This is a genomic window from Pseudonocardia ammonioxydans (assembly GCF_900115005.1).
Classification (GTDB): Bacteria; Actinomycetota; Actinomycetes; order Mycobacteriales; family Pseudonocardiaceae; genus Pseudonocardia; species Pseudonocardia ammonioxydans.
In genome coordinates this window covers 100,487-112,998 of record NZ_FOUY01000013.1, presented here as the reverse complement: position 1 = coordinate 112,998, position 12,512 = coordinate 100,487, and the positions used below count along the sequence as shown (strand labels likewise).

General features: G+C 74.4%; 11 protein-coding genes. 3 read left to right on the top strand and 8 right to left on the bottom strand.

What is annotated here, in order from left to right:
• Nucleotides 1-26: 26 nt before the first annotated feature.
• From BM093_RS14655 to BM093_RS14620, 8 genes are read right to left on the bottom strand one after another with little or no spacing between them, the layout of a single operon-like run.
• On the bottom strand, nucleotides 27-1,559 hold the full coding sequence (locus tag BM093_RS14655) for an MFS transporter (RefSeq protein WP_093343054.1): 1,533 nt from the start codon (nucleotides 1,557-1,559) through the stop codon (nucleotides 27-29).
• Entirely contained in the window at nucleotides 1,552-2,823 is a 1,272-nt protein-coding gene (locus BM093_RS14650) for a 2-hydroxyacyl-CoA dehydratase family protein (RefSeq protein WP_093343049.1), read from the bottom strand. Before BM093_RS14650 ends, BM093_RS14655 begins: the two co-directional genes overlap by 8 nt.
• Nucleotides 2,820-3,929 carry a 2-hydroxyacyl-CoA dehydratase family protein gene (locus BM093_RS14645; RefSeq protein ID WP_093343046.1) on the bottom strand — a complete coding sequence of 370 codons (1,110 nt, stop codon included), beginning with the start codon at nucleotides 3,927-3,929 and terminating at the stop codon, nucleotides 2,820-2,822. Before BM093_RS14645 ends, BM093_RS14650 begins: the two co-directional genes overlap by 4 nt.
• A gap of 27 nt (nucleotides 3,930-3,956) precedes the next feature.
• Nucleotides 3,957-5,195 (bottom strand): CaiB/BaiF CoA transferase family protein, encoded by a 1,239-nt coding sequence (locus tag BM093_RS14640; RefSeq protein ID WP_093343043.1) that lies wholly within the window; start codon nucleotides 5,193-5,195, stop codon nucleotides 3,957-3,959.
• Entirely contained in the window at nucleotides 5,192-6,334 is a 1,143-nt protein-coding gene (locus tag BM093_RS14635) for a CapA family protein (RefSeq protein ID WP_093343040.1), read from the bottom strand. Before BM093_RS14635 ends, BM093_RS14640 begins: the two co-directional genes overlap by 4 nt.
• The gene (locus BM093_RS14630) at nucleotides 6,331-7,107 is read right to left on the bottom strand and encodes an amino acid ABC transporter ATP-binding protein (RefSeq protein ID WP_093343037.1); all 777 of its coding nucleotides are present in this window, start codon (nucleotides 7,105-7,107) and stop codon (nucleotides 6,331-6,333) included. The genes BM093_RS14635 and BM093_RS14630 overlap by 4 nt, the downstream gene beginning before the upstream one ends.
• A complete protein-coding gene (locus BM093_RS14625) occupies nucleotides 7,104-8,000 on the bottom strand; it encodes an amino acid ABC transporter permease (protein WP_093343035.1) in 897 nt (298 codons plus the stop codon). The genes BM093_RS14630 and BM093_RS14625 overlap by 4 nt, the downstream gene beginning before the upstream one ends.
• Entirely contained in the window at nucleotides 7,997-8,914 is a 918-nt protein-coding gene (locus tag BM093_RS14620; RefSeq protein WP_093343033.1) for a transporter substrate-binding domain-containing protein, read from the bottom strand. Before BM093_RS14620 ends, BM093_RS14625 begins: the two co-directional genes overlap by 4 nt.
• 180 nt (nucleotides 8,915-9,094) lie before the next feature.
• Here BM093_RS14620 and BM093_RS14615 point away from each other — a divergent pair, with 180 nt between their 5' ends.
• The 3 genes from BM093_RS14615 to BM093_RS14605 all read left to right on the top strand — a co-directional run bounded on the left by BM093_RS14615 (nucleotide 9,095) and on the right by BM093_RS14605 (nucleotide 12,510).
• A complete protein-coding gene (locus BM093_RS14615; protein ID WP_093343031.1) occupies nucleotides 9,095-10,090 on the top strand; it encodes a PaaX family transcriptional regulator in 996 nt (331 codons plus the stop codon).
• 123 nt (nucleotides 10,091-10,213) lie between these two features.
• Entirely contained in the window at nucleotides 10,214-11,668 is a 1,455-nt protein-coding gene (locus BM093_RS14610; protein WP_093343029.1) for an aldehyde dehydrogenase family protein, read from the top strand.
• Between the two features lie 11 nt (nucleotides 11,669-11,679).
• Complete coding sequence (locus BM093_RS14605) at nucleotides 11,680-12,510, top strand: p-hydroxycinnamoyl CoA hydratase/lyase (protein WP_093343027.1); 831 nt, start codon at nucleotides 11,680-11,682, stop codon at nucleotides 12,508-12,510.
• Nucleotides 12,511-12,512 lie beyond the last annotated feature (2 nt).

The window sequence follows — 12,512 nt, the reverse complement described above, 5'->3', positions numbered from 1 at the left end:
ACGGACAGGAGAGACAGCGCGGTGGGTCAGGGGTCCGGAGCGCCCTCGCCGAGTGCGGTCTCGCGGACCAGCAGCACCGCGACCAGGGCGAGCACCGCGACCGGCAGCGTGGCGAGGAAGACGAGCGCGAGCCCGTGCGTGTAGGACGCCCGCACCGCGTCGGCGAGTGGAGCGGGCAGCGCGGCGACCTGGGCGGGTGTGCCCAGCAGGCGCCGGACGTCGTCGTCGGTCGCGGGCAGGCCGGCTGCGGTCAGGGCGGCGGGCAGGTCGGCGCGCAGCCGGGCGGCGATGAGCGCGCCGAACGCGGCCACCCCGACCGCGCCGCCCAGGGTCCGGGCGAAGGTCGCCGACGACCCGGCGACGCCGACGTCGCCGGGCCCGACCGCGTCCTGCGCGGCGAGCACGAGCACCTGCTGGGTCAGCCCGGTCCCGGCGCCGAGCAGCGCCATCCCGGCGGCGACCTGCCAGGCCGGGGTGGCGGGGGTCAGCGGGGCCAGCACCGCCAGGCCGGCGACGAGCAACGCGCACCCGGCCGCGGGGAACCGCTTCCAGCGCCCGGTCCGCACGATCAGCCGGCCCACCACCGCCGAGGCGACGATCATGGTGCCGACCTGCGGGAGCATGAGCAGCCCCGCGGTCATGGCGTCGTGCCCGTGCACCACCTGCAGGAACTGGGGCAGGTAGATGATCCCGCCGAACATCACCGTGCCGACCAGCAGGCTGGTGGCGCAGGCGATGGTGGAGGTCCGGCTGCGGAACAGCCGCGGCGCCAGGATCGGGTCGGCCGCGCGCTGCTCGCGCAGCACCGCGAGCAGTGTGGACACCACCACGGCACCAGCCAGCACCGGCGTCGCCGGTGAGGACCACGGCCACGCCACGCCTCCGGCGGACAGCAGCACCACCAGCCCACCCGCGGCGAGCGCGAGCAGCGCCGCACCGAGGTGGTCCAGCGGGGTGTCGCGGCGGTCCGGGCGGCGGTCCGGGGCGAGCCGGACCAGCGCCGCGGCCACCAGGGTGACCGGCACGACGCCGAGGAAGCACCAGCGCCACCCCGGCCCGGCAGGCGTCACGAGCAGACCGCCGAGCAGCGGCCCGGCCACCGACGCGGTCCCGAACGACAACCCGAACCAGCCGGTGTAGCGCCCGCGCTCGCGGGCCGGGACGAGCACCGCGACCAGCGCGTTCGCGCAGGCGAGGATGCCGCCGGACGCGGCTCCCTGCACCGCCCGGCCCGCGATCAGCCACCCCATGGTCGGTGCGAGGCCGGCGGCCAGCGAGCCGGCCACGAACAGCGCGATCGCCGCGAGCAGCATGGGACGCGACCCGCGGCGGTCGGCGAGTTTGCCCCAGACCGGTGTGGCCGCGGTCATGGTGAGCAGTGCCGCGGCCGCGACCCAGGCGACCCGGTCCTGCCCGCCGAGCTCGCCGGCGATCGTCGGCAGCGCGATCCCGATGATCGTGTTGGTGAGTGAGCCGGTGAACAGGGCGACTAGGGCGCCGGCCAGCACCGCGGGCGTCGAGAAGCCGGTCCCGGCCGGTGCGGCCCGGGTCTCAGTCATCGGCCCGCGGCAACACCTCGGCCTCGAGCCAGCCGCCGACGGTGCGGTCCAGGTGGTCCGGGTCGGAGCGGCGGGCGTCGACATTGTCGGCGTGCAGCTCCAACACCGGGATCCCGGCGGCGCGCAACGCGCGGGTGGTCGCCCAGCTGCCCCGGGCGTCGTCGGAGACCAGGTGGACGACGCCCTGCACACCGTGCGCGCGGGCCTCCTTGACGTACCACTCGGCCGACCAGGGCGGGGTGTAGAGCTGGTCGGAGAACGCGGCGAACCGGGCGGCGAGGGTGCGGAGCGGGTCGTCGCCGTAGCGGACGTAGCCGTCGGCGGCGATCGCCAGGTACATCGACCAGACGAACACGGCGCCGTAACGCTCCTGGAAGCGCTGGTAGAAGCCCAGGTCGAACCACAGGCCGCGACCGACCCACATCAACCGGGCCCGCTCGCCGTCGCACACGGCGGCGCCGGCGGACACCCGGTCGGCGACCTCGTCGTGCAGCCGGTGCGCGGCGTCGCGCGCCCACGTCGTCCCGCGGTGCCACTGCGGGATCATCACCGCCGGGATGGAGTCGGTGACTGCGACCGGGCACGGGCGGGCGGCCGCGACCAGGTCGCGGGTCCGCCGGTTCCACTCCTCCTGCTCGTTGGTCAGCGCGAGCACCTCGGCGAAGCGTTGCTCGGAGAACCGCCGCCCGGTGGTCTGCTCCAGGAACCGGATCAGTCCCTCCAGCTCGCCGACCATCAGGTCGAGCCGGTCGGTGCCGACCGTGGACTCCCAGTCGTGCGGCATCAGCTCCCACCAACGCTCCGGGACGGTGTCGGCGGCCGCGCTCTCCAGTGGGTAGAACGTGACCCCGGGCTGGTCGCCCCACACGTCGAAGATCTTGCGGGAGGCGTCGCCGGTGGTCTCGGCGAGCACGATCGACGGCGTCGGCAGCCCGCCCCACGGGGCGCTCGCCGGGTCCGGGTCGAACGCGCTGCCCAGCGCGGTGGAGCTGTACTGCTCGGTGTAGTCCGGGTAGCCGCGCTCGCGCAGCCGGGCCAGGTGGTCCTGGGTGCGGCGTTTGGCGGCCACGATCGAGGCCCACCACTGGTTCACCACGTACGGGATCCCCATCGCGCGGAAGATCTCCTGCGGGGCGTCCGCGTTGACCAGGGCGAGCGGGGCGCCGGGGACGTGGTCGCGGTGCAGGTCGGCGAACCACTGCCGCTGGTACGCCGTGGCCGCCGCCGCGCCGGGCAGCCGGCCGGTCCGGACGGGGGCGTTCACGCCGCCACCGCCGGGGCCCGCAACGCGCGCACCGCGCGGTCCAGGGCGTCCGGGTCGACGCGGCCGTAGGGCTGGCGCTCCAGCAACGCAGCCGGGACGCCCGCCGCGGCCCGTTGCGCGGCCCAGTCCCACGGCGGCCCGTCGTCGTGCTCGCGGACGTAGCCGAGCAGCCCGGCCGCGTCCCGGGAGCGGACCCGGGCGGCGGTGTGCGCCGCCCGCTCGGCGATCGACGCGCGGGGTGCGGCCGGCCCGTTGTGCTGGTACCGCTCGGCCAGCGCGAGCTCCAGTCCGGCCGGGTCGCCCGGGTCCCCGACGTCGGTGGCCGCGAGCAGGTCGCCGCGGTCGTGATCCTCCCCGACGACGAGCAGCCCGCCCGCCTCCACGGCGGCGTAGACGTCCGGGCAGTCGTGCGCGGACCCGGTCAGGTGCACCGGGAGCCCCGAGCGCGGGTCCCGGTCCGCCAGCTCCGCGACCAGCGCGCCCAGCAGCTCCGCGGCCCGGTCCGGCAGGAGCGCGGTAGCCGCGTCGACGACGCCGAGGAACTCGGTTCCGGTCAGCCTGCGTCGCGGCCGCAGCTCCCCGGTGGCCCGCAGCAGGGCGCGGACCCGGTCGTGCGCGACGACGGCGGCGGCCAGCGCGTCGTCGCCGACCGGGCGACCGGACCGCTCGGCCAGCCAGGCGCGCAGGCCGCGCACCTTCGCCAGCACGTAGCGGGTGGTGGTGCGGTGCGGCAGGTGCAGCACGTCCACCAGGTGCAGCGGCGGCAGCGCGACCGAGGGCTCGACCCGGCGCAGCTCGCGCAGCACGTAGAACAGTCGCAGCGACGCCTCGCAGTCGCGGGACACGACCAGCACGTCGAGCGGGCCGTAGGAGCCGGCCAGCAGCCGGGTCAGCACCGAGCAGGCGACCGGGTCCAGGCCGCCGCCGAGGTAGCGGCGTCCCGCGGACGCGTCCTCGTGCGGCGAGCCGGACAGCCGCCGCGGGTGATACCCGGCTGCCGTCAGCAGCTCCACCGGTACGTCGGCGCCGACGTAACCGGCGACCGGCCGGTCCGGCGTCCGGCCGGGCAGGGCAGGGTCGAGCAACGCAGCGAGGGCTGCGGACATGGTGGTTCCCCCCGGGAGGTGTCGAGCTCAGATGACGCTGTCGGCGGCGAGGTCGGCGATCTCGGCCGCGTCGTAGCCGAGCAGCTCGCGGTAGACGCGGTCGTTGTGCTCGCCGAGCGCCGGCGCGGGTCCGTCGAGGCCGACGTCGGAGCCGGAGAACACGATCGGCATCCCGGTCGCGGACAGGTCGGCGGTCGCGCCGTGCCGCGGGTGGGTGAGCGGGACGACCTCGCGCCGGTCGCGGACCAGCGGGTCGCGCACCGCCTCGTGCGGGTCGCGCACCTCCGCGGCCGGGACGCCCTCGGCGGTGAGCCGGTCGATGATCTCGCCCCGGGGCAGCGTGCGGCACCAGTCGCCGATCAGGGCGTGCAGCTCGTCGGCGCGCTCGACCCGCTGGTCGCGGGTGCGGTAGCGGTCGTCGTCGACGAGGTCGTCGCGTCCCATCGCACGCAACACCCCGCGGGCGAAGGCGTCGGTGGGCGCGCACAGCGCGATGTGCCCGTCGGAGGCCTCCAGGATCCCGAACGGCGCCAGCCGGGGGACCATCGCGCCGGTGCGTTGTTCCAGGCCGACGGCGTCGTAGGCGTCGAACGGCTCGCAGGCGACCAGCGAGGTCAGCGCGCCGAGCATGGACACGTCGACGTGCTGGCCCGCCCCGGTCCGCTCGGCCTGCAGCAGCGCCGACACGGTCCCGACGACGGCGTAGAGCGGCGCGAGCAGGTCACCGACCGGCAGCCCGAACCGGACCGGGTCGCCGCCCGGCTCGCCCGCGGTCATCATCACCCCGGACAGCGCCTGGATGATCGAGTCCATGGCCTTGCCCGAGCCGGGGCCGCCCTGCGCGCCGAACCCGCTGATCGAGGTGTAGACCAGCCGCGGGTTGATCTCCCGGACGGCCGCGTAGTCGATGCCGAGCCGGCCGGTGACGCCGGGGGAGTAGTTCTCCACCAGCACGTCGGCGCCGCGGACCAGGTCGGTGAACACGATCTTCGACCGCGGGTCCTTCAGGTTCAGCGTGACGCTGAGCTTGCCCCGGCCGCGGAGCAGCATGGAGACGGACATGTCGTCGTCGTGCGTGCGGCCCAGCGCCAGACCGTCCCGGCCCAGGTAGGGGGCGTTGTTGCGGGAGGTGTCCCCGCCGGTCGCCGGGTTCTCGACCTTGATCACGGTGGCGCCGAGCCCGGCGAGCAGCAGGGTCGCGTAGGGGCCCGCCAGCGCGGTGGTCAGGTCGATCACGGTGCGGCCGGCGAGTGGCTGGTCGGTCATGCGCTCTCCTCGATCGTGCCCGCCCCGGCGACGAGCCAGTCGTCGCCGCGGCGGACCAGCCGGCCGTTCAGCCGGGCGCGGGTGGTGATGTCGGCGACGTAGCCGACGACGGGGGAGTCCGGGCCCTGTGGGACGGGGCGGCCGGCGTCGTCGATCCGGCAGGGCACGATCCCCGCCACGACCAGGCCCCCGGCGTCGTCGAACCGGCAGGTGGCGACGACGGTGTCCCGGCTCTCCGGGTGGAAGGGGTAGTAGGGCATGTCCGGGTCGGGGGCGAAGCCGTAGAGCTCCCGGCGCTTGGCCGCCCACGCGTCGCGCTCGGCGCTGTCCCCGCCCGAGGCCGGGGTGAGGGCGTGGGTGACGGTGACGAAGTTGCCGAGCCCGTGGAAGATCGGTCGCCCGCGCCAGACCTCGATCCCGCGCAGGATGTGCGCGTGGTGGCCGAACACGGCGTCGGCGCCGGCGTCGATCGCGGCCCGGGCGACCGGCGACTCGTACATCGCCACCGCGGCCGGCGTGTGTCCGACGCCCTTGTGCAGGCCGACCAGCACGACGTCGGCCTCGGCGCGCAGCCGCGCGACGTCGTCGGTCATCGCCTCCAGCGAGTCCGGGTCGGCGAAGGTGTAGATCCGCGGCGGGCCGCCGGGGCTGGCGTGGTCGAGCTCGTAGTGGGTGAGCACGTGCACCGGGGCGCAGCCCGCCTTGCGCGAGGTCGCCCAGGACTCCCGCGGCCCGACGCAGTTGTAGGACAGCACCCCGATCCGCAGCCCGCCCCGCTCGACGACGGCAGCGGCCCGCGCTTCGGCGAGGTCGGCCCCGGCCCCGGCGGTGTGCAGGCCGGCCTTGCGGGCGTGCGCGACCGTGTCGGTGACACCCTGCTCACCGGCGTCGAAGATGTGATTGCCGGCCAGGGTGACGACGTCGAACCCGGCCCCGGCCAGGGCGTCCAGCGCGGCTGGGTCCGCGGGCGGGGCGGGGACGTCGGTGGAGACCTGCACCGTGGTCGTCGAGTGGGGGACCTCGACGTGCCCGACAGTCATGTCCGCGGCGCGCAGCAGCTCTGCGGAGGGGGCCAGGAACGAGGCCGGGTCTGGCTCGTCGAGGATCAGGTCCCCGACCGCGGCGACGGTGACGGTCATGCGGGGACCTCCCGGGTGTGGCGGGACAGGAAGCTGTGCAGCCGCTCGCTGCGCGGGCTCCCGAAGATCTGTGCCGGCGGGCCGGTCTCGACGATCCGGCCGGCCTCCATGAACACGACGCGGTCGGCGACCTCGCGCGCGAAGGCCATCTCGTGGGTGACCACGACCATCGTCAGGCCGTCCCGGGCGAGCCCGCGGAGCACCCCGAGCACCTCCTCGACCAGCTCCGGGTCCAGGGCCGAGGTCGGCTCGTCGAACAGCAGGATCCGGGGCCGGGTGGCCAGCGCGCGGGCGATCGCGACCCGCTGCTGCTGGCCGCCGGAGAGCTGGCGCGGGTAGTGGTGCAGGCGGTCGCCGAGCCCGACCCGGTCCAGCAGGGCGGTGGCCTCGCGCTCGGCCTCGCCGGCGGTGCGGCCGTGCACGCGCCGCGGCGCCTCGCTGACGTTGCGCAACGCGCTGAAGTGCGGGAACAGGTTGAACTGCTGGAACACCATGCCGACCCGGCGGCGTTGGGCGGCGGTCCCCCTCGGCGTGAGCGGGCGCAACGCGCCGCGGTGCTCGGAGTAGCCGAGCAGCTCGCCGTCGAGGTACATCCCGCCGCCGTCGACCGACTCCAGCTGGTGCACGCAGCGGACCAGGGTGGACTTGCCCGAGCCGGAGGGCCCGATCACGACGACGACCTCGCCCTCGGCCACGTCGAGGTCCACGGCGTCGAGCGCGGTGTGGTCGCCGAAGCGCTTGGTCGTGCCGCGCAGGGACAGGACGGGGCTCACGAGGCACCTCCGGTCGGGGCCGTCCGGACGTGACCGCGGGCGAAGCGGCGCTCCAGCCGGCGCTGCCCGATCGTCAGCAGCGTGACGACCGTCAGGTACCAGATGCACGCCACGAGCAGCATCGGGACGATCTCGTAGGTCTGGTTGTAGATCACCTGCACGGAGTGCAGCAGGTCGTTCATCGCGATCACCGAGACGAGCGCGGTGCCCTTGAGGACGCTGATGAACTGGCTGCCCGACGGCGGGATGATCACCCGCATGGCCTGCGGCAGGACGATCCGGAAGAAGGTCTGCAGCGGCGTGAAGCCCATCGCGGACGCGGCCTCGCGCTGCCCCTGGTCCACCCCGAGCACGCCGGCCCGGATGATCTCGGCCAGGTAGGCGGACTCGACCAGCGACAGTCCGATGACGCCCGCGGTCAGCGGGGTGATCAGGTCGTTGGCGTTCCAGCTGACCAGGTCCGGGCCGCCGAACGGGATCCCGATCGAGATCTCCGGCAGCAGGTAGGCCAGGTTGAACCAGAAGATGAGCTGGACCAGCGGCGGGATGCCGCGAAACACGCCGACGTAGGTCGTCGCCGCCCAGCGCAGCGGGCCGAAGCCGGACAGCTGCGCGGCGGCGAGCAGGCCGCCGAGCACCGAGCCGATCAGCATCGCGAGCACGGCGAGCAGCACGGTGGTGCCGAGGCCGGCGAGCACCGACGGCGCGAACAGGTGGGCCGCGACGACGTCCCAGCCGAAGCGCTCGTTGGTCACCAGGAAGGTCAGGATCTGCGCGGCGACCAGCGCCAGGACGGCGGTGGCGACCCAGCGCCACGGCCGGAACCGGGGCCGGGCGTCGGCGACGTCGTGCGTGCCGGGTCCGGTCGTCGTCGGCGGTGCGGTCACGGTCATGCCGGGGTGCCCGCGTTCAGCTGCGGCGCCGGGACCCGCACGTCGCTCAGGCCCCACTTCTGCATGATCTGGTCGTAGGTGCCGTTGCGGAACAGCTCCTCGAAGGCCTGCTGCATCACCGGTCCGAGCTCGCCGGTCTTCGGCATGTACAGGGCCAGCTTGTCGGCCGTCGCGCCCTGCTCCTCGGTCTGGGTGACGTAGGTGTAGGAGCCCTGCTGCTGCGCGGTCACGTCGATCGCGGCGGCCTGGGTCATCCCGGCGGCCTCGGCACGACCGGACTGCGCAGCCAGCAGAGTGGCGTTCGTGTCGGCCAGGCCGATCGGCTCGACGGCGCCGCGACCGCTGTTCGCGCAGTACGCCGAGAGCTGCCGCAGCTGCTCCTCGACCACGCTCGCGGAGACCACGGCGACCCGGCGCCCGCAGAGATCGTCGGTGGACCCGATCGGCGTCGGCGCGTCGGCCGGCACCACGTAGGAGGTGCGGGTGGTCATCCAGGTGACCGTGTCGAACTGGCGCTCCCGCTCGGCGGTGACCTTGACCGGCCCGTTGAAGGCGTCGTAGCGGTTCGCGAGCATGCCCTGCAACGCGGCCGGGAGGCTGTCCACCACCGAGGTCTCGGTGCGGACGCCGAGCACCGTGCCCAGCGCCGCCTGGAAGTCGGCGTCGATGCCGGTCATGGAGCCGTCCGCGCCGACCGTGCGGTACGGCGGGTGCGAGTCACCGGCGAACCGGATGACGCCCGACTCCCGGATCGGGTCCGGCAGCGCGGCGTGCAGTTCGGCGTTCGCGCCGGGTGGTGGCGGCCCGGACCCGGCGTCTCCGGTACTCGCCCCGCAGCCGGTGGCCAGCAGGGCCGACGCAGTGAGCGCGGCGAGCACCCAGCGACGTGGCCGGGGGAGGGGGATGTGGCGCATGGCGGGTTCTCCCTGCGTTGGGTCGTGCCATGTGTGCTGCGTCGGGGGCCGGGGTGCAGCTTCCGGATCATTGCCGACGAAGATGGTGACGAGCGTCGCATGAGATGTCGCCTATGACAACAGCCCGATTCCACTGTGCGGAAGTCGAACCGACGACACGTACGCTCCCGGGCGGGAGGGATGCCGATGCCGGACGACGGGCGGGCGCGCGCCGAGCCGCAGCTGCTGCTCACCTCGCTGCTCGGCGACCACTGGTACTGGCGCGACGAGCACATCCCGTCCGCGGCGCTGGTGCGGTTGCTCGCGGAGTTCGGCATCGGCCGGGAGAACGCGCGGGCCGCGATGCGCAGGCTGGCCGCGAAGGGGCTGCTCACCACCTCCCGCACCGGGCGCACCACCGCCTACGGCATCCCGCCCCGCACCAGCGAGGTGATCGTCGAACGCACGCACCGGATGCTCACCTTCGGTGCCGCGACCCCGGAGTGGGACGGCTACTGGACGGTCGTGGCGTTCTCCGTGCCGGAACAGGAGCGCGAGGTCCGCACCGCGCTGCGTGCCCGGCTGCGGGTGCTCGGCCTTTCCGCTCTCTACGACGGGCTCTGGGTGTCGCCGCGGGATCTCGCCGGGCCGGCCCGCGAGCTGGTCGCCGAGCTGGGTATTGGACGGGCGACGGTGCTGCGTGCGACCGAGGTGCCCGGCGGCCCGGCGGGCGGCGGCCCGGCGTCGGCGTTCGACCTCGACGCGCTGGCCACCGACTACCGGGAGTTCGTGGCGGCCTACGCGCCGGTGCGCGCCGAGCTCGCGGCCGGGCGGATCGGGCCCGCCGACGCCCTGCGGATCCGCACCGAGCTGCGCGTGGCCTGGCGGACGTTCCCCGAGCGCGATCCCGACCTGCCGGCCGAGATGTTGCCGTCGGAATGGCCCCGCGCCGCGGCCCGGCAGGTGTTCCTCGAGGTCTACGACCGGCTCGGTCCGCTGGCCGAGCACCGGTTCCGGCAGGTGCTCGCCGAGGTCGACCCGGACCTGGCTGAGCTCGCGTCGCATCACGACAGCGCCCGTGTCGCGCAGCTGCACGCCGCTCTCGGCGGTCGGCGGGCCCGGGGGGACACGCCGTTCGAGCAGGCGGTCCAGGCACGCCGGCTGGACGAGGTGCAGCGCGGCCGCCCGTCCGTCTGACCGACAGGACATCTTCCGCAGTTCCGGTGACGCAGCCCACTCGGGCTTGCATCGTCGCACGCCGTCGCAGCAGTCTCCTCGTAACGTCATCAGGAAACCTGATGGTTGACCAAGGAGGTTCGGGTGGCATTCCTCGATCCCGGGACGTGGCAGGGCCGGGTCTTCACCGGTGCCTGGACCCCCGGTGGCGACGGCGTCCGCGAGGTCCGCGAGCCGGCCACCGGCGCCGTCATCGGATCGGTCGGGGCGGCAGGTGCCGCCGAGGTCGGTGCCGCCGTCGAGCGCGCCGCCGCGGCGCAGCGGGCCTGGGCCGCCACCCCGCACACCGAGCGGGTTGCGGTCCTGATCCGGGCGGCCGCCCTGTTCGCCGAGCACGCCGCCGAGATCGGCGACTGGCTGGTCCGCGAGGCCGGATCGGTCCGGCTCAAGGCCGGGATCGAGATCGACGGCTCGGCGGGGGAGTGCACCCAGGCCGCCGCGCTGGCCTCGGCGCCCTACGGCGAGCTGCTGCCGGCCGCCGGCCGGGTCAGCCTGGAACGCCGGGTGCCCGTGGGGGTCGTCGGCGTCGTGTCGCCGTTCAACTTCCCGCTGCTGCTGTCGATGCGCTCGGTCGCGCCGGCGCTGGCGCTGGGCAACGCCGTGATCGTCAAGCCGGACCCGCGGACCGCGGTGTGCGGCGGCGTCGTGATCGCGCGGGTGTTCGAGGAGGCGGGACTGCCCGCCGGGGTGTTGCAGGTCCTGCCCGGTGGAGCCGAGGCAGGCGCCGCGCTCGTCGAGCACCCGCGGGTGCCGGTGCTGTCGTTCACCGGCTCCACCCGGGCCGGGCGGGCGATCGGCGCGCGGGCCGGCGAGCTGCTCAAGCGGGCCCACCTGGAGCTGGGCGGCAACAGCGCGCTCGTCGTCTGCGCGGACGCCGACCTGGAGGCCGCCGCCTCCTGCGGCGCGTTCGGCAGCTTCCTGCACCAGGGCCAGATCTGCATGGCCACCGGCAGGCACCTGGTGCACCGCTCGCTCTACGACCGCTACGTCGAGCTGCTCGGGAAGAAGGCCGAGCAGCTCCCGGTCGGGGACCCGTTCACCGCCGAGGTCGCGCTCGGCCCGATCATCGACGAGGGCCAGCTCGCCAAGGTCGCCGATCTCGTCGACCGCAGCGTCGCCGCGGGGGCGCGGCTGGTCCAGGGCGGGACGTCCGACGGCCCCTTCTTCCGGCCCACCGTGCTCGCCGACTGCCACCCTGCCGTCCCTGCCTACGCCGAGGAGGTGTTCGGACCGGTGGCCTGCGTGCGCCCGTTCGACACCCTCGACGAGGCCGCCGAGCTGGCCGCCGAGACCGAGTACGGCCTGTCGCTGGGCGTGCTCACCGCGGACCCGGCCGCCGGGCTCGCGCTGGCCGACCGGATTCCGTCCGGGCTCGTGCACATCAACGACCAGACCGTCAACGACGACCCGTCCGCCCCGTTCGGCGGCGTCGGCGCCTCCGGCGTCGGCCGCGTCGGCGGTACCCGCGCCAACCTCGAGGCCTTCACCGAGACCCAGTGGGTCACCGTCCGCGCCGAGACGGCCCGCTACCCGTTCTGAGAGGAACCACCATGACCGAACCCTGGGGCAACACCGTCCTCGTCGAGTTCGACGAGGGCATCGCCTGGGTCACGCTGAACCGACCGGACAAGCGCAACGCGATGAACCCCACCCTGAACGACGAGATGGTCGCGACCCTCGACGCGCTGGAGGCCGATCCGCGCTGCCAGGCGCTCGTGCTGACCGGCGCGGGCGACTCGTTCTCCGCCGGGATGGACCTCAAGGAGTACTTCCGCGAGGTCGACGAGTCCGGCGACCCCGCCCTGCAGATCCGGGTGCGGCGCGCCTCGGCCGAGTGGCAGTGGAAGCGGCTGGCGAACTGGTCCAAGCCGACCGTCGCGATGGTCAACGGCTGGTGCTTCGGCGGCGCGTTCACCCCGCTCGTCGCCTGCGACCTGGCGATCTCCGACGAGCAGGCGCAGTACGGCCTGTCCGAGATCAACTGGGGGATCCCGCCCGGCGGCGTCGTGTCCCGGGCCCTCGCCGCCACCGTCAGCCAGCGCGACGCGCTCTACTTCATCATGACCGGCGAGCCGTTCGACGGTCGGCGCGCCGCCGAGATGCGGCTGGTCAACGAGGCCGTCCCGGCCGCGCGGCTGCGCGAGCGCACCCGCGAGCTGGCGCTCAAGCTGGCGTCGATGAACCCGGTGGTCATGCGGGCGGCGAAGGTCGGCTACAAGCTCGCCCAGGAGATGCCCTGGGAGCAGGCCGAGGACTACCTCTACGCCAAGCTCGAGCAGTCCCAGTTCCTCGACGCCGAGCGCGGGCGGCAGAAGGGTATGTCCCAGTTCCTGGACGACAAGACCTACCGCCCCGGCCTGTCGGCCTACGCGAACGGCTGACG